22 protein-coding genes and 1 riboswitch are annotated in these 21,756 nt (G+C 43.3%); of the genes, 21 read left to right on the top strand and 1 reads right to left on the bottom strand.

The window, feature by feature from the left end; all coding sequences use genetic code 11:
- Window positions 1–212: 212 nt before the first annotated feature.
- The 3 genes from DWW60_RS01560 to DWW60_RS01550 all read left to right on the top strand — a co-directional run bounded on the left by DWW60_RS01560 (window position 213) and on the right by DWW60_RS01550 (window position 3,674).
- Window positions 213–1,907, top strand: coding sequence for a S8 family peptidase (locus DWW60_RS01560; RefSeq protein WP_055273013.1), 1,695 nt, complete (start codon window positions 213–215; stop codon window positions 1,905–1,907).
- A gap of 102 nt (window positions 1,908–2,009) precedes the next feature.
- Window positions 2,010–2,702: a CDP-alcohol phosphatidyltransferase family protein gene (locus DWW60_RS01555; protein ID WP_055144505.1), complete on the top strand. Its 693-nt coding sequence runs from the start codon at window positions 2,010–2,012 to the stop codon at window positions 2,700–2,702.
- Between the two features lie 87 nt (window positions 2,703–2,789).
- The gene (locus DWW60_RS01550; RefSeq protein ID WP_055144502.1) at window positions 2,790–3,674 is read left to right on the top strand and encodes a phosphatidylserine decarboxylase; all 885 of its coding nucleotides are present in this window, start codon (window positions 2,790–2,792) and stop codon (window positions 3,672–3,674) included.
- 113 nt (window positions 3,675–3,787) lie between these two features.
- On the opposite strand, the gene DWW60_RS01545 is transcribed toward DWW60_RS01550, so the two are convergent.
- Window positions 3,788–4,162, bottom strand: a complete 375-nt coding sequence (locus DWW60_RS01545; RefSeq protein WP_055144499.1) for a metal-dependent transcriptional regulator — start codon at window positions 4,160–4,162, stop codon at window positions 3,788–3,790.
- Between the two features lie 267 nt (window positions 4,163–4,429).
- On the opposite strand from DWW60_RS01545, the gene DWW60_RS01540 reads away from it, so the two are divergent.
- From DWW60_RS01540 to hisIE, 18 genes are all read left to right on the top strand, one after another.
- On the top strand, window positions 4,430–4,639 hold the full coding sequence (locus DWW60_RS01540; protein WP_330417732.1) for a FeoA family protein: 210 nt from the start codon (window positions 4,430–4,432) through the stop codon (window positions 4,637–4,639).
- Window positions 4,640–4,692: 53 nt separating this feature from the next.
- Window positions 4,693–4,914 (top strand): FeoA family protein, encoded by a 222-nt coding sequence (locus DWW60_RS01535; protein ID WP_022216503.1) that lies wholly within the window; start codon window positions 4,693–4,695, stop codon window positions 4,912–4,914.
- 131 nt (window positions 4,915–5,045) lie between these two features.
- The gene (gene feoB, locus DWW60_RS01530) at window positions 5,046–7,535 is read left to right on the top strand and encodes a ferrous iron transporter B (RefSeq protein WP_117874232.1); all 2,490 of its coding nucleotides are present in this window, start codon (window positions 5,046–5,048) and stop codon (window positions 7,533–7,535) included.
- Window positions 7,536–7,651: 116 nt separating this feature from the next.
- Complete coding sequence (locus tag DWW60_RS01525) at window positions 7,652–7,807, top strand: FeoB-associated Cys-rich membrane protein (protein ID WP_022216501.1); 156 nt, start codon at window positions 7,652–7,654, stop codon at window positions 7,805–7,807.
- Between the two features lie 109 nt (window positions 7,808–7,916).
- A riboswitch (ZMP/ZTP riboswitch) is annotated at window positions 7,917–8,012 on the top strand.
- Between the two features lie 112 nt (window positions 8,013–8,124).
- A complete protein-coding gene (locus DWW60_RS01520; RefSeq protein ID WP_022216500.1) occupies window positions 8,125–8,838 on the top strand; it encodes an IMP cyclohydrolase in 714 nt (237 codons plus the stop codon).
- Between the two features lie 26 nt (window positions 8,839–8,864).
- On the top strand, window positions 8,865–10,043 hold the full coding sequence (locus tag DWW60_RS01515; RefSeq protein WP_117874231.1) for a phosphoribosylaminoimidazolecarboxamide formyltransferase: 1,179 nt from the start codon (window positions 8,865–8,867) through the stop codon (window positions 10,041–10,043).
- Between the two features lie 186 nt (window positions 10,044–10,229).
- Complete coding sequence (locus DWW60_RS01510; protein WP_117874230.1) at window positions 10,230–11,048, top strand: tetratricopeptide repeat protein; 819 nt, start codon at window positions 10,230–10,232, stop codon at window positions 11,046–11,048.
- Window positions 11,049–11,075: 27 nt separating this feature from the next.
- Entirely contained in the window at window positions 11,076–11,879 is an 804-nt protein-coding gene (locus DWW60_RS01505; RefSeq protein ID WP_117874229.1) for a GTP pyrophosphokinase, read from the top strand.
- Between the two features lie 12 nt (window positions 11,880–11,891).
- Window positions 11,892–13,277, top strand: a complete 1,386-nt coding sequence (locus tag DWW60_RS01500) for an RsmF rRNA methyltransferase first C-terminal domain-containing protein (RefSeq protein ID WP_117874228.1) — start codon at window positions 11,892–11,894, stop codon at window positions 13,275–13,277.
- On the top strand, window positions 13,274–14,041 hold the full coding sequence (locus DWW60_RS01495; protein ID WP_015534903.1) for an SDR family NAD(P)-dependent oxidoreductase: 768 nt from the start codon (window positions 13,274–13,276) through the stop codon (window positions 14,039–14,041). The genes DWW60_RS01500 and DWW60_RS01495 overlap by 4 nt, the downstream gene beginning before the upstream one ends.
- A 60-nt stretch (window positions 14,042–14,101) precedes the next feature.
- Window positions 14,102–14,671 (top strand): hypothetical protein, encoded by a 570-nt coding sequence (locus tag DWW60_RS01490; RefSeq protein WP_015534904.1) that lies wholly within the window; start codon window positions 14,102–14,104, stop codon window positions 14,669–14,671.
- A 6-nt stretch (window positions 14,672–14,677) separates the two neighbouring features.
- A complete protein-coding gene (locus tag DWW60_RS01485) occupies window positions 14,678–15,682 on the top strand; it encodes an RluA family pseudouridine synthase (RefSeq protein ID WP_022216496.1) in 1,005 nt (334 codons plus the stop codon).
- Entirely contained in the window at window positions 15,683–16,216 is a 534-nt protein-coding gene (locus tag DWW60_RS01480; RefSeq protein ID WP_022216495.1) for a Holliday junction resolvase RecU, read from the top strand.
- A 132-nt stretch (window positions 16,217–16,348) separates the two neighbouring features.
- Complete coding sequence (hisZ, locus tag DWW60_RS01475; protein WP_022216494.1) at window positions 16,349–17,599, top strand: ATP phosphoribosyltransferase regulatory subunit; 1,251 nt, start codon at window positions 16,349–16,351, stop codon at window positions 17,597–17,599.
- Between the two features lie 58 nt (window positions 17,600–17,657).
- Window positions 17,658–18,308, top strand: coding sequence for an ATP phosphoribosyltransferase (gene hisG / locus DWW60_RS01470; protein WP_022216493.1), 651 nt, complete (start codon window positions 17,658–17,660; stop codon window positions 18,306–18,308).
- 214 nt (window positions 18,309–18,522) lie between these two features.
- Window positions 18,523–19,815: a histidinol dehydrogenase gene (gene hisD, locus DWW60_RS01465; RefSeq protein WP_117874226.1), complete on the top strand. Its 1,293-nt coding sequence runs from the start codon at window positions 18,523–18,525 to the stop codon at window positions 19,813–19,815.
- A gap of 37 nt (window positions 19,816–19,852) precedes the next feature.
- Window positions 19,853–20,455: an imidazoleglycerol-phosphate dehydratase HisB gene (hisB, locus tag DWW60_RS01460; protein WP_015534907.1), complete on the top strand. Its 603-nt coding sequence runs from the start codon at window positions 19,853–19,855 to the stop codon at window positions 20,453–20,455.
- Between the two features lie 17 nt (window positions 20,456–20,472).
- On the top strand, window positions 20,473–21,747 hold the full coding sequence (gene hisIE / locus DWW60_RS01455; protein WP_082419752.1) for a bifunctional phosphoribosyl-AMP cyclohydrolase/phosphoribosyl-ATP diphosphatase HisIE: 1,275 nt from the start codon (window positions 20,473–20,475) through the stop codon (window positions 21,745–21,747).
- Window positions 21,748–21,756 lie beyond the last annotated feature (9 nt).

Here is a 21,756-nt window from a genome sequence, read left to right as displayed (position 1 = left end):
AGCATCGATATTTCGATTGAATTTTTAATATGTTGATGGAAATGTGGTTAAGTTTTTCAATATACGACTATATATTTGAAAAATGTGTATAAATCTGTGGATAATGTGGAAAAGTGCTAAAACATCCTAAAAAGTGCGAAATAAGCAAACAATTTGCGACATAGAGCGATATTTTGTGCAATATAATGATAAAAAATGAGAAATGTATATGTATGGATGACAAAATAAGCCCTGAACTTAAACTTGCCATGGATGCGGATGGTTACATGCCGTACAGCAGTCTTTATCTTGGATATAACGCATCCGATGATTCGTGGATGCTGATAATCAGACATTCCGGTGACATAGATGATCTTGAGGGAGATATTCTGAATAGCTGCGTTTATCTGCTCGGGGGATATGCCATAGTGAACGTGTATTCCTACAATATAAAAAGGCTTCAGGAGGAGCCGAGGGTACTTTATATCGATAAAGCTCAATATTACAGTTATGGTGCGGGTGTCGCCTATGACAGATACATATCCTGCATAACGGAAAATTTCATGTCGAAGTATGGGCTCACAGGCGAAGGCGTATGTATCGGAATTATAGATAGCGGCGTGAATATCCTCAACCGGGAATTTGCAGATGACGCCGGCTCCAGGATAGTCATGTATTGGAACCAGAATACAGATTATGAAAGGACTTACCCAAACCGCTATGGTCTTGGACGGATATATGATCAAAGTGAGATCGGGCAAATGTATGAGGACAGGCGGCTGCCCGGTGTCATGGGAGAGCAGCACGGCACGGAGGTTGCATCTGTGGCCGCCGGGAGCAATATAGGAGTGGCGGGAAAAGCCCGGATCATTGTCGTTGAACAGTCGCTTGAACGCGCGCTGCCGGACACGATAGGTATAATGATGGGGATAGATCTGCTTGTGAGATACAGCATGGAGACTGGAACTCCGGTAGTGATAAATCTTTCATATGGAAATAACTTTGGAGCCCATGATGGCACGTCGACACTTGAGCTGTTTGTTAATTCTGTGGCCCAGATGGCTAAGGTGTGTGTTGTCACGGGTTCAGGAAATGACGGTGGAAGACAACTGCATACCAGCGGTATGCTTGGAAATGTAAGCTATGCGAGTATTGACATTGCGGTGGCGGCCGGTGTGAAAAACTTTGGCCTGCAGATATGGAAAAACTATATCGACAGCTTCGATGTGCTCGTCTATTCGCCGTCCTACGACCTTGTGGCGTATCTCACGGAGGGACAGATAGTATCCGGGGCGTATTATGGGAGCACGGAGTTGCTTGGGATATTCCAGGGACCTTCACCTTACAATGTCAAGCAGCTCATATATGTATTTTTCCAGTCTGAGACCGGGGATATAGAGCAGGGGATATGGCATGTGAGGATTGCACCGAAGAGCATTGCAAATGGGATATTCAATGCGTATCTACCCGGTGACAGTTATGTGACGGGGCAGGTTGCATTTGAGAATCCTTCGGTGTATGGAACCCTCACGATCCCGGGTACGGCATCAAATATAATAACGGTGGCTGCCTATGATCAGGTAAATGCATCCATAACGGGATTTTCAGGCAGGGGTTTTACGTCGGATAATGCCATAAAACCGGATATTGCAGCTCCGGGTGTCGGAGTGACTGTCAGCTATGGTGAGTATGGATACGGAAATGCCGATGGCACATCGCTGGCGGCGGCATTTGTGTCTGGCTGTGCGGCACTTATCATGGAATGGGGGATAGTCCTGGGGAACGATCCATTTATGTACGGAGAGAGGGTTAAGGCTCAGCTTATAAGGGGAGCAAAGCCTCTCGGTTCACTGGGCAGTTACCCGAACAGATATACAGGCTGGGGGACCGTGTGTATGGAAAACAGCTTCAAAGGATTAATTGTATGAAAGATTTGCAAAAAGATGTGGTTTTATGTCAAGTAATTGTGTATAATTTGATTCATACGTGCTTTTTGCAAGTATAAAAGAAAAAAACGGGGTATTTCACATATGGTAGGATTTTATAATTATACAGTTATTTTGACATATATGAGCCTGGTGTCATCTATCACAGGCATGTTCTTTACATTTACCGGACACCTTAGCATAGGAATATTGTGTCTTGCACTTTCCGGTCTGTTTGATGCATTTGACGGAAAAGTCGCAAGGAGCAAGAAGGATAGGACTATGGATGAGAAGAGATTTGGTATCCAGATAGATTCTCTCTGTGACCTGGTGAGTTTTGGAGTTTTTCCTGTTGTATTGTGCTGGTATTCAGGAATGAACACGCCGTTTGGAATGGTTATTCTTGCACTGTACTGTCTGGCTGGAATGATAAGACTTGCATACTATAACGTGCTCGAGGAGAAGAAGAACAATGACGATGATGATGCTGAGGTCATAGAGCAGCCAGATGGAAGAAAGTATTTCCATGGAATGCCGATCACCGCAATATCGGTGGGGCTTCCTATAATATACGTTACGTCACCTTTGCTTGGGTCCTCTTTCCCAATTCTGCTTCATGGAATCATGATACTTGCAATGATACTTTTCATAACAGATTTCAGATTCCCTAAGCCAACCACAAAGGAACTTATGGTGATAATTGTCATTGTGGCAGTTGCCGTAGTTTGGCTTATGATAAGATACATGGTCAGACGTCATATCATAACTATTCCTTATTTTATATCCCTTCTATTATAAGTGTATAGGAGCTATGGAAAATAAAAGATATAGAAGTAATTTGGCTATACCGGATATACAGAAGCGATGAAGGATGATGTATAAGATATGATAAAGAACAAATATGCAATATACAAAAGATCAAAACATAATGAGTGTGTATCGACACAGGACAGAGTCCTGCGCCTGTTATATGGCAACAGAGCGGGTCGTATGGTGCTGGGATGGCTGATCAGACCAGAGGTGTCAAAGCTTGTGGGAAGATTCATGGACACTGGATTATCCAGAATCATGATCAATCCATTCATTAAGAAAAATGATATTGATATATCTGTGTGTCAGAAGAATGAGTTTGACTCATATAACGATTTTTTCAAGAGAAAGCTGGTGCCGGGAGCAAGGACCATAGATATGACCGATGAAGGTTTTGTGAGTCCATGTGACAGCAGGCTTACGGTATATGATATAGAAGACACAGAACGACAGACTTTCAATATAAAGGATTCAGAGTACACGGTGGCATCCCTCCTCAGGGACAAAAAGCTTGCGAGACACTACAGAGGTGGAAAATTGTGGCTGTTCAGACTGTGTGTCGATGATTATCACAGATACATATATAACGTGTCTGGAAAGCAGTCTGATGTCAGACGTATAGAAGGCTTATATCACACAGTTAACCCTATAGCCAGTGAATATTACGACATTTACAAAGAAAATACCAGAGAGTATTGTCTTATAAGGACGCAGGATGCGGGAACCATCATTGATATGGAGGTTGGAGCACTTCTGGTTGGTCGTATAGTTAACAGGTATGTGGATTCCACGGATGTCAGAAGAGGAGAGGAAAAGGGCTATTTTGAGTTTGGTGGCTCAACAATCATTCTTCTCATCCAGAAGGACAAAGTCGCTCCTTTAGACAGAATAGTTGAAAATTCTAGAAAAGATATTGAGACCAGAGTCAGACAGGGCGAGCTGGTTGGATATGTACGTTAAGAGCAATATTATATATTCCATATAAAACAGGAACAGCGTATAGCTTGCTATGGAGCTATACGCTGTTCCTGTTTTGTTGTTTATCCTGTCTGTGTCAGAACTTATATTCTATGTTATGCATTTGTAGAATTCACATGCCTCTTGATGGCCTCAAAAGTCTCCTGGCTTATAACGTGTTCGATCTTGCAGGCATCCTCGGCTGCGGTCTCTTTTGCAACGCCGAGACTTGTGAACCATGAAGACAGAAGCTGGTGCCTCTCATATATCATCTCTGCAATTTTTTTACCGGCTGCTGTGAGAGTTATGTATCCTGAATCGCTTACTTCTATATAACACATCTCCCTGAGATTCTTCATAGCAACGCTTACACTTGATTTCTTATAGCCAGTCTCGTTGGCAACATCAACGCTTCGGACGACCGGAAGCTTCTGGCTGAGAACGAGAATGGTTTCAAGATAATTCTCTACTGATTCATTCGTGGTCAACATTATTATATATCCCCCTTATATTTAACATTATAAATGTATCTGTATCAATGTAGCAATTATAAATAATATATCATAAATGAATTTTTTATTCAATTTGATAATTGAAATACGAATTTCGACAAATAGGCACTTTTTATCAATAAAAGAGCCGTGTTTTGTTCAATTAGTCCAAAATGATTAATATTATTGACATCTAATCAATGTTAGTATATACTAACCACGATATGAAAATCAGTGGTTTAAGTTGCTAGTTAAGGAGGTGCAATTATGCCATTAACATTTGCAAAACCGGGAGAAGCCAATGTGATCAAAAAGGTTGGCGGGAGAGAGAAAACACGATTGTTTCTTGAAAAGCTGGGCTTTGTTGAGGGTAGTATTGTAACTGTCGTGGCGGAGAATGCAGGAAATCTTATAGTTAATATCAAAGATTCCCGTGTTGCCATTGATAAAGATATGGCCAGCAAGATACTTGTATAGGTACGATTACATGTATCTGACTGACGACAAAAGTATGTAAAAGGAGTAAGATCATGAGCACATTAAAAGATGTCAAGGTTGGCAGTACTGTCACTGTCAAGAAGATTGCAGGCGAGGGTCCTGTAAAGAGACGTATCATGGACATGGGCATCACAAAGGGTGTACAGGTTTATGTTCGTAAGGTTGCCCCTCTCGGTGATCCTGTAGAGGTTACTGTAAGAGGCTATGAGTTATCAATACGTAAAGCTGATGCTGAGATCATAGAGGTAGAGTAACAGCTTATTTTTTTGTTCATACGTTAGTATATGCTAACATATGATAGAAAAGACTAATATGAAGTACGCAGACGCCGTGCGTAAGCACCTTTAAATGCGTCTGCACAATACAATAGGAAAGAGGGTAAACAATGTCAGTAAAGATTGCACTTGCAGGAAATCCTAACTGCGGTAAAACAACATTATTCAATGCTTTAACTGGCGCTAACCAGTACGTAGGTAACTGGCCAGGTGTTACAGTTGAGAAGAAAGAGGGTAAGCTTAAGGGTAACAAGGATGTTATCATAACCGACCTTCCTGGTATCTATTCACTTTCTCCATATACTCTTGAGGAAGTTGTTGCCAGAAATTATCTTATTCAGGAATATCCTGATGCCATCATCAACATTATCGATGGTACTAACATAGAGAGAAACCTTTATCTTTCAACACAGCTTATTGAGCTCGGAATCCCTGTTGTCATGGCTGTTAACATGATGGATCTTGTAAAGAAGAACGGCGACTCCATCAACATCAAGAACCTGAAGGAAGCTCTTGGATGTGAGGTCGTTGAGATCTCAGCTCTTAAGGGTACCGGTATTGACGATGTTAAAGAGAAGGCTATCGCAGCAGCAAAGTCCAAGACAGCAAATGCAAGAGTTCACAACTTTGATGAGGCTGTTGAGGCTGCAATCGAGAGCGTAAGCACTAAGCTTGACATGGAGGAGAACAGAAAGAGATTCTTCGCGATCAAGCTCATCGAGAAGGATAGCAAGATCATAGAGCAGATGAAGAATGCTCCAGATTGCTCAGCAGAGATCAAGAAGCTTGAGGATGACTTCGATGATGACACAGAGAGTATTATCACAAGTGAGAGATATTCATACATTTCATCAATCATTGACAAGTGTGTAAAGAAGGCTGCAAATGGACAGAAGCTTACAATATCAGATAAGATCGACCGTGTTGTAACAAACCGTATCCTTGCACTTCCTATATTCGTTCTCATCATGTGGCTCGTATATTATATAGCAATGTCAACAGTAGGTGCATGGTGCACAGACTGGACAAATGATAACCTGTTCGGCGATGGTTTCCATCTCTTCGGCATCGGAAGCTCAGCTTATGAAGATGCATCAGGTGACTATGATGCAGCAACAACAGCACTTGATGCATACGGCGTACTCGTAACAGATGACGAGGATGCTGTTGATGTAGATGCCACAAAGGCAGCTATCGAGGCAAACACAAACACAGAGGCAAGCGTTAAGTATGAGATGGAAGATGAGGAGACACTCGATACATACGATATCGATGTATACTACTCAGAGGTTCCAGCAAATGCTGACGAAGAGACAACAAACGCAATGTCATATCTTGATGCAGTTGATTACTTCAACGAGACACAGATGGCAGAGATTGATCCTGCTGATTATGGCGTATTTGTTCCTTCAATCCCAGATCTCATCTCTGCAGGACTTGACAAGATTGGATGTGCAGATTGGTTACATGGACTTATCATCGATGGTATTGTAGCCGGTGTTGGTGCTGTACTTGGTTTCGTACCTCAGATGCTCGTACTGTTCATCTTACTTGCAATCCTTGAGTACTGTGGATATATGGCACGTATCGCCTTCATCATGGACCGTATCTTCAGAAAGTTCGGTCTCTCAGGAAAGTCATTCATACCTATCCTTGTAGGTACAGGTTGTGGTGTGCCAGGTATCATGGCTTCACGTACAATTGAGAATGAGAAAGACCGTCGTATGACAGTCATGACAACAACATTTATACCATGTGGTGCTAAGGTTCCATTTATCGCTATGATCGCCGGTGCTATATTCGGTGGTTCATCAATAGTTGCAACAAGTGCTTACTTTATTGGTATTGCAGCAATTATATGTTCTGGTATAATACTTAAAAAGACAAAGATGTTCGCCGGAGATCCATCACCATTCGTTATGGAGCTTCCACCTTATCATATCCCAACAGTAGGTTCTGTACTCAGAAGTATGTGGGAGCGTGGCTGGTCATTCATCAAGAAGGCTGGTACGATAATCACACTTTCAACAATTGCTGTATGGTTCACAACATACTTCGGATTTGTTGATGGTTCATTCCAGATGCTTGATGAGAGCCAGATCGATTACAGTATTCTTGCAAAGATCGGTAATGCGATAGCATGGATCTTCGTTCCACAGGGCTGGGGCAACTGGCAGGCAACTGTAGCATCTATCACAGGTCTTGTTGCCAAGGAGAACATCGTTGGTACAATGGGTATCCTTTACGGTGGTGGAGATGGTACAGTTTACCAGGCACTTGCAGGCGCATTCACAACAGCAAGCGGATTCTCATTCCTTGTATTCAACCTTCTCTGCGCACCATGTTTCGCAGCTATGGGTGCTATCAAGAGAGAGATGAACAGTGCTAAGTGGTTCTGGTTCGCAATCGGATATCAGTGTGGATTTGCTTACCTTGTAGCACTTGTTGTATACAGAATCGCAGGTCTCTTCACAGGAGCTTGTACATTCGGTGTATGGTCAGTAGTAGCAATTGCACTTGTTGTTCTGTTCTTCTTCATGCTGTTCCGTCCGGATCCAAACAAGAAGGTAAAGACAAGCAAGGAGTTCCTCAACGCTTAACTTTTCATAAGGAGGGACCCACGTAAGTGGGAGGAATCCTTATGAAGCACGCAGACGCCGCGCGTAAGCGCATTTAAATGCGTCTGCTCCATATAATATAAAAGGAGTGGTGACTTATGTCAGAGTATCTTGGTACAATCATTGTGGCGGCCATAATCGTTCTGATGGTGTTCTTCATTGTCAGAGGTATGGTAAAGGATAGAAAAAAGGGCAAACACATATGTGGTGGCGACTGTTCGAACTGTCATGGCGGATGTAGTCACAAGCTCTAAATAAAATAATAGTTGTAGTTTTAAATAGAATGTGCGTCGTAAAAAATTACGGCGCACATTTATTTACAATGTGCTTGCAATAAGGAAGGATTTACTATATTATAAAAACATGTTGGTACACGACTGGCGGAGACAGCCGATGGCTGGTAGGAATTACCTACAGGGAGTGTACTGTTAAGACAAGCCGACCGCCTGGGCAAGCAAATATATCAAGACATGTATTTGTGTGCGCAGGTGGCCGGCTTTCTTTTTTAGGATGCTTTGCAGCATAACATCAGCTCACAGGTACGAGAAAACACATGGAGGTATAACAGAAAATGGAAATGTTATCACTTGAGAAGGAACTTAGCGAAAATGCATATCCAGGACGCGGAATCGTTATCGGTGTGTCCGAGGATGGTAAGAAGGCAGTGACAGCTTATTTCATCATGGGAAGAAGCTCAAACAGCCGTAACAGAGTATTTGTGACAGAGGGCGAAGGAATCAGAACAGAGGCGTTTGATCCATCAAAGCTTGAGGATCCAAGCCTTATCATCTATGCACCTGTAAGAGTTCTTGGCAACAAGACTATAGTTACAAATGGCGATCAGACAGACACTATATATGACGGACTTGACGATGAGCTCACATTTGAGCAGTCACTCAGAAGCAGACAGTTTGAGCCTGACGGCCCTAACTACACACCTAGAATCTCAGGTGTCATGCACATAAAGAATGGTGTGTTCGACTATTCAATGTCCATACTTAAGAGCAACAACGGCAACCCTGCTGCAAATAACAGATACACATTTTCATACGAGAACCCTGTAGCCGGTGAGGGACATTTCATTCACACATATATGCATGATGGCAATCCGCTCCCAAGCTTTGAGGGTGAGCCAAAGTGGGTTAAGATATCCGGTGATATCGATGAGTTCACAGACAAGGTATGGAACAGCCTCAATGAGGACAACAAGGTGTCACTGTTCGTCAGATATATTGACATCGCAACAGGTGAGTATGAGACAAAGATCGTGAACAAGAATAAGTAATTAAAGAATAAAGGAGATATTTGATCATGAACGAGATTCAGTTAAAGTACGGTTGTAATCCAAATCAGAAGCCATCAAGAATATATATGGAGGATGGCGGTGATCTTCCTGTTAAGGTTTTAAACGGCAAGCCTGGATACATCAACTTCCTTGATGCATTTAACGGATGGCAGCTCGTAAAGGAACTCAAGGCGGCAACAGGACTTCCAGCAGCAACATCATTCAAGCATGTTTCACCAGCAGGTGCTGCAGTTGGACTTCCACTTACAGATACACTTGCAAAGATCTACTGGGTAGATGATCTCGGAGAGCTCTCACCACTTGCATGCGCATATGCAAGAGCAAGAGGTGCTGACAGAATGTCATCATTCGGCGATTTCATCGCACTTTCAGATGTATGTGACGCAGACACAGCACGCCTTATCAAGAGAGAGGTATCAGATGGTGTTATCGCTCCTGGATACACAGATGAGGCTATGGAACTTCTTCTTGCAAAGAAGAAGGGAAATTACAACATCATCCAGATAGATGAGAACTATGTTCCTGCTGAGATCGAGAGAAAGCAGGTATACGGTGTTACATTTGAGCAGGGAAGAAATGAGCTCAAGATCGACAAGGATCTTCTGTCAAACTTTGTTACAAAGAACAAGGATCTTCCAGAGCAGGCTGAGATCGATATGAAGATCGCGCTCATCACACTCAAGTATACACAGTCAAACTCAGTATGCTATGTAAAGGGCGGACAGGCTATAGGTATCGGAGCCGGACAGCAGTCAAGAATCCACTGTACAAGACTTGCAGGACAGAAGGCAGACAACTGGTTCCTTCGTCAGTCACCACAGGTTATGGGACTTCAGTTTGTTGACGGACTTGGAAGAGCCGACAGAGACAATGCCATCGACGTATACATGGGTGATGAGTATGAGGACGTTCTTAAGGAAGGCGAGTGGCAGAAGAGATTCAAGGTTAAGCCTGAGGTGTTCACAGCAGAGCAGAAGAAGGCATGGCTTGCGCAGAACACAGATGTTGTCCTTGGATCAGATGCATTCTTCCCATTCTCAGACAATATAGAGAGAGCTCACAAGAGCGGTGTCAAGTACATTGCACAGCCTGGCGGATCAGTTCGTGACGATCTTGTTATCGAGTGTGCTGACAAGTACGATATGGTCATGGTATTTACAGGAATCAGATTATTCCATCACTAATCTGCCAGACCTGTCGGCGTCAGATATTGTATTTATAGAAGAATTGAGAGCGGTTTTGCTGATGAAAATCAGCAAAGCCGCTTTTTTACTTTATATATTTGTTGGATTGTGCTAATATAAAATGATGTATAAACTGCGGTAGCTATGCCGTGTAATAAAAATACTGTGATTCAAAGGAGATAACATATGTCTAGACGTAAACGCAGCATATTTAAAGAGAGAAGAAAGATCAACTATAAACTAATTTTTGCATTGGTGATACTTGCGTGTGTGGCTGTATTGCTGATCTCATACGCTATATCGGCAATAGTGTCACAGAAGGATGAACTTTACGATCAGGGCGTAAAATATTACAAGTCAGGTTCGTATCAGGAGGCAATAGATTCATTTGACAATGCCTTGGCAGAGAATCAGTTGTTCTCAAAGAAAAAGGATCAGAATATAAAGCTGTATCTGGCTGATGCGTATCTCAAGAGCGCGCAGTACACAGAGGCCGCAAATACATACAACGAATTGATACAGGATTCATATACCGGATCAAATGTAAAAGATCTGAAGGAACTGGCAACTGCACTCAGTGATTTCTCACAGGGAAATTATGGCGGTGCTCTCGATGTGCTTCTGAAGCAGGCGGAGACATATCCGGAGCTTTATATGTACATAGGAACATGCTACGCAGTTACTGATGAGTCCGATAAGATGTTTGAGAGCTATGAAAAATATGTCCAGACATTTGGATTCAACTCGTATGTATATGCCATGTACGGTTCATATTATCTGAATAACGGTGATATGGAGTCTGCAATCGCATATATTACAAATGGACTTGACAGTGGAGACAAGATATACAGAAAAGAGCTCCTGATGCTTGAGATAACATATTATGAGAAGAACGAGGATTATGATAAGGCTTATGAGATAGCGGGACAGCTTGTGTCTGAGTATCCGGATTATGAGAAAGGACAGAAGGAGTATACATTCCTGAGCACAAGAGTGTCACAGTAGTATTTGTATTGGGAGGAGTTATTTTATATGGAGATTCAGCTTTGGAAGGAGATACTGTCTCCTTACGAGCAGGCGGTTGATGAGCTTCTCGTGAAGTTCAACCACATAATAATGCAGTACAAGAGTATGGGAAAGTACTCACCTATAGAGAGTGTGACCGGAAGGGTGAAAACGGTCTCCAGTATTATCGATAAGCTTCAGAAGAAGAATATTCCTATGGACCGGATCGTTGAGGAGATGGATGACATAGCCGGAATCAGGATCATGTGCCAGTTCACCGAGGATATCAGCAAGGTGGTTGAGATTATACGTGGCAGACAGGACATGAGGATACGTGAGGAGAAGGATTATATAGCAAATGCCAAGGCCAGCGGCTATCAGAGCTATCACATCATACTTGATTACGATGTATATACGGTAAATGGATGCACCACCATACAGGCGGAGATCCAGATAAGGACCATGGCGATGAACTTCTGGGCAACCATAGAACATTCATTGCAGTACAAGTACAGGAAGGGAATTCCTGATGACATAAGGGCGAAGCTTAGGAACGCTGCGGATGCCACAGTTGCACTTGACAGGGAGATGTCTTATGTCCGCGGAGAGATCATGGATGCACAGAATTCATTCAATATCAAGGCGAATATAGTTTCGGAGATCATTGTAAATATCCAGAATCTGTACAAGGTGGGAAATCCAAGAGAGATCCAGAAGATTCAGGATGAGTTTTATTCTATATATAAGAAGGATGATATGGAGCTGCTTGAGAATTTTGCAAAGCAGCTTGACATAATAGCTGAGGGTTACAAGGCCCAGAGCATAAGATAAAAGGAGTTTATTATGGCTTTACCAAAAGCGTTTGACGAGAGGATCAGAACACAGCTTGGCGATGAATACGAGGATTATATAAAGTGTTTTGACAGTGATATGTATCATGGAATCAGGGTGAACACATCCAAGATATCCGTGGAGGACTTTCTGAAGATAAGTCCTTTCGAGCTGGAGCCTGTGCCGTGGACTAAGAATGGTTTTTACTATGATCACAGGAAGTATACGCCGTCCAAGCATCCATACTATTATGCGGGGCTCTATTATATACAGGAGCCAAGTGCCATGACACCTGCCAGCGTTCTGGATATAGAGGATGGAGATGTGGTACTAGATATATGCGCGGCACCGGGAGGCAAATCCACCGAGCTTGCGGCGAAGCTTAATGGCACGGGAATACTTATATCCAATGATATAAGCAACTCGAGAGCCAAGGCGCTTCTGAAGAACCTGGAACTTTTCGGAATAGGAAACATGTGTGTGGTAAGTGAACCTCCAAATAATCTGTCAAAGGCATTTGAGGGTACATTCGATAAGATACTTATAGATGCACCGTGTTCCGGAGAGGGCATGTTCAGAAAATCCTCATCGATGATGACTGCATGGGAGAACAACGGAACTGAACTTTTTGCCGGACTGCAGAGAGGAATATTAAATGAAGCGTGCAAGATGTTGAAACCGGGCGGAAAGCTGCTTTATTCCACATGTACATTTTCCCCCGAGGAGGATGAGAGGTCGGTGGAGTATCTGCTGTCGATAGATGACAGTATGCATCTTGTGGATTTTCCTAAATATGAGAAATTTGATGACGGCAATCCGGCCTGGGGAGAGACCGGCAATCCTGAGCTTGTGAAATGTTCAAGACTGTGGCCTCATCACGTGAAGGGCGAAGGTCATTTCATAGCTCTGTTTGAAAAGGATCAGGATGACTCATATAGAGGAAACTCAACATACTCGTTCAAGTCGTACAGGCCGGATGAGGATTTCATCGCATTTATAAAGCATGTATCTGAGTCTGCGGGTATAAAGACAGACAGGATAGAGGAAAATAAGGGAAGACTTTATTATATATCAGAGGGAATGCCTGATGTTAAGGGACTCAGGCTTTTGAGGCATGGACTGTTCCTCGGTGAGGTCAAGAAGAACAGATTTGAACCGAGTCAGTCACTTGCGATGTATCTCAAGTCAGATCAGTTTGACAATGTTGTGAGTTTTTTGGCGGATGACATAAGGGTCATAAAGTATTTAAAGGGAGAGACCGTCGAGCTGGAAGATGATCAGGATATAGAGAATGGGTATGTGCTTGTCTGCGTGGATGGATATCCGCTCGGGTGGGCCAAGAACAACAGAGGAGTATTAAAAAACAAATATTTATCGGGATGGAGGATGATGTCATGAGAAAGGTAGCGATAATCACAGGAGCATCTTCAGGGATTGGAAGAGAATTTGCACTTCAGATAGCACAGCGATACAGGACAATCGACGAGATATGGCTTATAGCAAGGAGAAAAGACAGGCTTGCTGAGGTTAAGACCGAGATAAACGCGGTAAGTGGAAAGCTTGTAAGGATACTTGCGCTTGACCTAACCGATGAGACTGATATCAAGTTCTACAGAAATCTTCTTGAGAGACAGGCTCCATCAATAAGAGTACTTGTAAATGCAGCTGGATACGGAATAGCAGGCCATTTTGAGAATATGACAGTGGACGACGTGACTGGAATGTTGAATCTCAACTGCAGGGCGCTGGCTGCCATAACACATATATCTCTGCCATATATGTCAGGCCCTTCAAATATAATCAATCTTGCTTCATCTGCAGCTTTTCTGCCTCAGCCATCATTTGCTATATATGCGGCATCCAAATCAATGGTGCTGAGCTTTTCAAGAGCACTTAACAGAGAGCTTGAGGAAAAGGGGATAACTGTTACGGCTGTCTGCCCGGGACCTGTCAAGACAGAGTTCTTCGATGTTGCGCAGAAGTACACAAAGTCCAAGCCGTATAAGATGATTCTAAGAGCAGATCCTGTGAAGGTTGTAAAAAAGGCACTGTTTGACGCGTATTATATGAGCGATATATCGGTGTATTCGCCGCTTATGAAGGCGTTCAGACTTGTGAGCAAGTACCTGCCTCACAGTTTGCTGATCAGATTTATGAAGTAGATATATGGGCTGCAGGCGGACATAGCTCTACAGCCAGACCAGAGATAAATGGAGGATGATATGGAAAAAGGACAACACGGATACATGAACAGGCATAAGAGAAATGTTCTTATAAGTATCATTGTACTTGGATTGTTTGTTATAGCCGGAGTATTCTTTACTGTGGCTATGTTTGACACAAGAAAGACTGTATTTATAGTCATACCTATACTCGTCGCCCTGCCGCTTGCAAAACAGCTTGTGGCATACATAATGTGTGCAGGGTTCAAGGAACTCACGAAGGATGAGTACGCTAAACTTGAGAAGTTATCATACTTTGGAGATCCGTCACTTGTATATGATGTGTCGATAAGCAGGTACGAGGGAATAGTGTATTTCCCTGCTGCGGTCATAAGAGATGGCAGAATGCTGTTTTACTACAATGGTGGATATGGCAAAAAGATACCTGATGAGGCAGCGCTCAAGAAGATCATTACAGAGGCTCTGGCAGACCAGAAAAAATATGTTGTGATTATAGCCACAGACATTGATGGTTTTGTGGCAAAGGCCGAGAAGATCAAAGCACCTTCAGATGAATTTGTCGGTGCCGATGAGAAGATCAGAAACAGATTATATGAGCTGGGAATATAGACAAAAATGAGAGAGATAGTTATTTCAAAGAACGAAGCCGGCCAGAGGCTTAACAAGCTGGTCATGAAGTACCTTAACAAGGCTCCTTCAAGCTTCGTCTACAGGATGATAAGAAAGAAAAACATAAAACTTAATAACGGCAAGGCGGTTGGAAATGAGATCGTGTATGTTGGGGATGTGATACAGCTCTATCTGTCGGATGAGACCATAGAATCATTCAGGGATGACAGCGTGAGAGCCGGTGCTTTCACAGGTGGAAACAGGTTTAAACCGGAGATCATATATCACGACCACAACATACTTATAGTCAATAAACCGGCGGGTGTATTGTCACAGAAGGCATCGAAGGACGATTACTCGATCAATGAGAGTGTCATCGATTATCTGCTTGACAATGAGTATATAACTGAGACTCAGCTCAGAACCTTCAAGCCTTCTGTATGCAACAGGCTGGACAGGAATACCTCCGGCCTTGTTCTGTGTGGAGTGTCACTTATGGGAAGTCAGGAGCTTTCGAGGATCATAAGGGAGAGACGCATAGACAAATATTACTACACCATAGTCAAGGGAAATATGACAGAGACGCAGGATATTACGGCATATCTCGTGAAGGATGATAAGAAGAACACTGTGACAATACGTGACAGCGTGGAGGAGATACGCAGGGCTGCCGGGGACTTGGGCTATGATAAGATCCATACCATATTCCAGCCGGTCAGAACAAATGGAAAATATACAGAGCTTAAGGTAAAGCTCATAACGGGTAAGACTCACCAGATAAGGGCACAGCTCCAGCACATGGGGTATCCGGTGATCGGTGACCAGAAGTATGGTGACAGGGAGACAAACATACATTTCAGACAGACATACAAGCTTAGAAACCAGATTCTGCACTGCGGCGAGGTGGAGTTTACCGATGTTGTCGGTGGACTGGATTATCTGACGGGCAAGAGCTTCTCAGCATTCAAGCCTGATATGTATAAAAGAATAGAAAAGGATTTGTTTGAATAGATGGCTACATGGAATTCGCGAGGGCTTCGTGGCTCCACACTGGAGGATATGATAAACAACACAAATGAATATTACAGACAGAAGAACCTCGCGCTGGTCCAGAAGATCCCGACACCTATCACGCCGATAAAGATTGACAAGGACAGCAGCCAGATCACCCTGGCGTATTTCGAGAAGGATTCAACCGTCGACTATATAGGTGTTGTCCAGGGAGTTCCGGTATGTTTCGATGCAAAGGAATGTGCCACTGATACATTTACAATGCGTAACATTCATGAGCATCAGATAAGGTTCATGGAGGATTTCGAGAGACAGAACGGTGTAAGCTTCCTTATCATAATGTTCTCGGGACGAAATGAACTGTATTATATGAGATTCGAGGAGCTTAAGGGGTATCTTGAGAGAGTCCAGAATGGGCATGCCAACAACTTCAAGTACAATGAACTTGATCCCAATTTCTTTATAAGAGCCAAGGGTGGTGCATTGGTACATTATCTTGAACCTCTAAGCAGGGATCTTGATGATAGAGGTTGACAAATACAATCCGCTTTAATATAATGTGCACGTTGACATGCTACCAAAGTAGCAAATTATCACTTTAATGCGATAAAGTAAAAATAAAGAACGTGAAGCATGGCAAAGTTTAATTGACAAGGAGATATGATTATGCAGGACAAACTGTTACAGACCCCGGATGGAGTGAGAGACACCTACGATGTAGAATGTAAGAAGAAGAGAAAGGTTATGCATGAACTCCATCATATTCTGGAGTTATACAGCTATCACGATATAGAGACACCTACATTTGAGTTTTTTGATATATTTAACAGAGATAAGGGTTCAGCACCTTCCAATGAGATGTACAAGTTCTTTGACAGGGACAACAATACTTTGGTGCTCAGGCCGGATATAACACCTTCAATAGCGAGATGTGTTGCAAAGTATTATGCAGATGAGGAACTTCCTGTCAGACTCTGCTATACAGGCAATACCTATACAAACACACTCAAGCTTCAGGGAAAACTCAAGGAGGTCACACAGATCGGTGCCGAGCTTGTAAATGATGATTCATCCGCTGCTGACGCTGAGATAATCGCAACTGTGATAGACTGCTTCAACGAGATCGGGATCAGTGATTTCCAGATAGAGATAGGCCAGATAGACTACTTCAAGGGTCTGGTTGCTGAATCTGGTATCAGTGAGGACGAGGAGGATCAGATAAAAGAGTACATCCATATCAAGAACTTTTTCGGACTTGAGGAGTATGTGGATGCACTTGATATAAGTGACTCTCTTAAGAAAGCATTTGTTGCATTTGATTCTCTGTTCGGCGGAATATCCATGCTTGACAAGGCTGAGGGATATGTGTCAAATGAGACATCACTTGAGGCTGTGAAGAGGCTCAGAAGAGTGTATGCAGCTCTTGAGTGCTACGGATATCAGGATCACATAAGCTTTGATCTCGGTATGCTTGACGGATACAACTATTATACAGGAATCATATTCCGCGGATATACTTATGGAACCGGTGATGCTGTTGTCAAGGGCGGCCGTTACAATAATCTTCTCAAGCAGTTTGGAAAGGATGCACCGTCTATCGGTTTTGCCTTCACTGTTGAGGAGCTCATAATGGCCATGAACAGACAGAATATAGACATAGATGTGGATTATTCAAACACGATCATCCTTTATGATATAGAGAATCAGGGCAAGGCTATCAAGGCTGGTATGAAGCTCAGAAGTGAGGGACGCAAGATAGAGCTCATAAGAAAGTCACAGAAGAAATCGGTTGATGACTATATCGAGTATGCGGGTAGAGAGCATTTCTCAGGCCTTATATATTTTGAACAGTCAGGCGATGCGGTGGCATACGATCTGATAAGCCGATCACACTCCAAGTGGGATGGCAATTTATAGAAGAAACTTTTACGGCTTGATTGAGAATAGATTGAATTAGATGAAAGGTTATGGAGAGATGAGATATTTAACATTTGCCCTTGCTAAGGGGCGACTTGCAAAAAAGACACTTGCGCTGCTTGAACAGATAGGTATAACATGTGAGGAGATGAAGGATCCCGACACAAGAAAGCTTATATTTGTGAACGAGGAGCTTAAGATGAAGTTCTTCCTGTCAAAGGCCACAGATGTTCCTACTTATGTAGAATATGGTGCGGCCGATATAGGCGTTGTAGGTAAGGACACAATACTTGAGGAGGGAAGAAACCTGTATGAGGTCATGGATCTCGGTTTCGGAAAGTGCCGCATGTGTGTATGCGGACCGGCATCTGCCAGAGAGCTTCTCAAGAAGAATGAGATCATAAGAGTTGCAAGTAAGTATCCGGTGATCGCAAAGGATTACTTCAACAACCGTAAGCACCAGACAGTTGAGATAATCAAGCTCAATGGTTCAGTGGAGCTCGCTCCTATAGTTGGACTTTCAGAGGTGATCGTAGATATAGTTGAGACAGGAAGCACACTCAGGGAGAACGGACTTGAGGTGCTTGAGGAAATTTGTCCACTCTCAGCCCGCATGGTTGTGAACCAGGTAAGTCTCAAGATGGAGAATGAGAGGATACACAAGCTGTTGGAAGATCTCAACAGACTTATAAAGGAAGAGAACAAGTAGCATATATAGATGATATAATGAGCGCAAGTGAGCCAACATGCTTGCATGATTGGCGAGCGGCGAATTGGATCATGATAGTTGCGAAAGCAACGGAAAGCACCGTAGGTGCGAATCATGATATAATGAAGCACGCTGAGGCATGCGCATGTCATCGCGCTCACGCACGACGACCTATGATATAACAAATTGATAATCACACGGAGGCATAACAGAGATGAGAATCGTAAAGCTTAACGCAGAGACAAAGAAGGATCTTCTGAAGAATCTTCTGAAGAGAAGTCCAAGTAATTTCGGTAACTATGCAGAGATTGTACAGGGAATAGTTGACGATGTGAGAGATAACGGTGATGCCGCACTCTTCTCATACACAAAGAAGTTCGACAAGGCAGATATAACAGCAGAAAATGTCAAGGTTACACAGGAAGAGATAGACTACGCATATACACAGGTCAGCCCTGAGCTCCTTGACGTTATCAGAAAAGCCAAGAAGAACATTTGGGAGTACCATGAGAAGCAGAAGCAGTATAGCTGGTTTGACTCCAAGCCAAATGGAACTCTTCTCGGACAGAAGGTTACAGCACTTGCATCTGTAGGTGTCTATGTTCCGGGTGGAAAGGCTGTTTACCCTTCATCAGTTCTGATGAATGTTATGCCGGCAAAGGTTGCAGGCGTTGAGAAGATAGTCATGACAACTCCATGTAATGCTGAGGGTGAGGTGTACGCCACAACACTCGTTGCAGCAAAGGAAGCAGGAGTGGATGAGATATACAAGGCAGGCGGCGCGCAGGCTATAGCTGCCCTTGCATACGGAACAGAGTCAGTACCTAAGGTTGACAAGATAGTTGGCCCTGGAAACATATTTGTCGCTCTTGCAAAGCGTGCCGTATACGGACATGTCAGCATAGATTCCATAGCCGGCCCATCAGAGGTAATGGTACTTGCCGATGAGACTGCCAATTCTAGATACGTGGCTGCAGATCTACTGTCACAGGCAGAGCATGACGAGATGGCATCAGCCATACTTGTGACCACATCAGAGGAGCTTGCCGAGAAGGTATCAGTTCAGGTTGACAAGTTCATCGATGAGCTTTCAAGAAAAGAGATAATGAGAAAGTCTATAGACAATTACGGATATATTCTTCTTGCAGACAACATGAGCGATGCCATAGATGCTGTCAACGACATTGCATCAGAGCATCTCGAGATCGTAACAGCCAATCCATTTGACGTGATGACAAGAGTGAAGAATGCTGGAGCTATATTTATCGGAGAATACTCATCAGAGCCTCTTGGAGATTACTTTGCAGGCCCTAACCATGTACTTCCAACAAACGGTACAGCAAAGTTCTTCTCACCGCTTTCAGTAGACGATTTCATCAAGAAATCCAGCATAATCTACTATTCAAGAGAGGCACTTGAGGCAGTTCACACTGACATTGAAGCATTTGCCAAGGCTGAGCAGCTCACAGCACATGCCAATTCAATAGCAGTAAGATTTGAAAAATAAGACATAATGATATAGAATATGGGAAGGAGACAGGGATATGGCAGAGAAAGCAGCTAGAATCGCCAAATGTACAAGAACGACAAACGAGACAGACATAACCCTCGAGTTTAATATAGATGGAAAAGGACAGTCAAAGATCGACACAGGAATCGGTTTCTTTGACCACATGCTCACAAGTTTTGCGAAGCATGGTTTCTTTGATCTCAACGTTACAGTCAAGGGAGATCTGTATGTGGATTGTCACCACACCATTGAGGATGTGGGAATTGTGCTGGGCAAGGCCATCAAGGAGGCTCTTGGAGACAAGAAGGCCATCAAGAGATTTGGCAATTTCTTCCTGCCGATGGACGAGACTCTCGTAATGTGTGCCATAGATCTGTCGGGAAGACCATATCTTGTCTATGATCTGAACCTCCGCACAGAGAGGGTTGGATACTTCGACACACAGATGGTCAAGGAATTCTTCTATGCAGTATCATACGCTGCTGAGATGAATCTCAATATTAAGCAGTTCTCAGGGGAGAACGATCACCACATCATAGAGGCCGCATTCAAGGCATTTGCGAAGGCTCTTGATGAGGCGACAACTTATGACAGAAGATTAAACGGAAAGGTGCTTTCTACCAAGGGCACACTTTAAGGAGGTGCTGGTTCACTATGGATAATGATATGATCTGCAAAAAGATAATTCCATGTCTGGATCTGAACAATGCGGTCGAGATGGCAAAATATTACAATGATGCCGGAGCTGATGAGATAGCTTATTTTGACAGCAAGGCAACAAAAGATGGCAGAGAACCCAATGTTGCCATTATAAGACAGATATGTGACAGTGTTGATATTCCACTTATTGCCTGTGGCGGTGTGAGGGAGCTTGAAGATGTCAAGAAGCTTCTGTATGCAGGTGCATCCAAGGTATGTATGAAATCTGCGGCGCTGAACACGCCGGAGCTTGTCACTGAGGCTTCTGACAGATTTGGTTCAGAGCGAATAATCTGTACTATAGATCTTAGTGAGTGTGATGATCCTGTCGGATATGCCAGAAAACTGAAGGCGCTTGGAGCGGGAGAACTTCTGCTGCTTCACAACAACATGGTGCCGGAATATCTGGATATAGTAAAATCCATAAGAGAAAATGTTGCACTTCCTGTTATAGTTTCTACCTATTCCACTAACGGGGAAGCTGTGGCAGAGATGCTCAATGAGACAAATGCTGAATCAATTTCTCTGTACAATCTCCAGAAGATGGATATAATGGAGATTAAACAGCATTGCCGTGAGGCAAATATAGATGTGGATCTGTTTGAATCGTCCATGCCTTTTGAGGCGTTCAAACTCAATTCGGATGGACTTATTCCATGTGTTACACAGCACTATAAGACCGGTGAAGTGCTCATGGTCGCTTATATGAACAAGGAGTCGTATGAGAAGACCATCAGAACAGGGCGCATGACATACTGGAGCCGCAGCCGCAATGAGCTGTGGACCAAGGGTGATACATCCGGTCATTATCAGTTTGTCAAATCTCTTACGATAGACTGTGACAAGGACACCATACTTGCCAAGGTGTCACAGATAGGAGCTGCGTGTCATACAGGCAGCCGTACTTGTTTCTTTACAGATCTGGTGAGAAAGGAGTACAATGATACCAATCCTATGAAGGTATTCGAGGAGGTATACAATACCATACGCGACAGAAAGGATCAGCCAGGAGATGATTCTTATACCAATTATCTGTTCGGCAAGGGTATTGACAAGATCCTGAAGAAGGTCGGTGAGGGAGCTACGGAGATAGTCATAGCTGCCAAGAATCCTGATTCAGAGGATATAAAATATGAAATATCTGACTTCCTTTATCATCTCATGTGTCTGATGGTAGAGAGAGGAATCAGCTGGAAAGATATTACAGAAGAACTGGCTGACAGAAGATAGAGTGGAGGA

Source organism: Coprococcus sp. AF16-22, from assembly GCF_003461545.1.
GTDB lineage: Bacteria > Bacillota > Clostridia > Lachnospirales > Lachnospiraceae > Coprococcus > Coprococcus aceti.
Note: the sequence above shows the minus strand (reverse complement) of the source record. Positions and strands in the feature narration are given on the sequence as shown.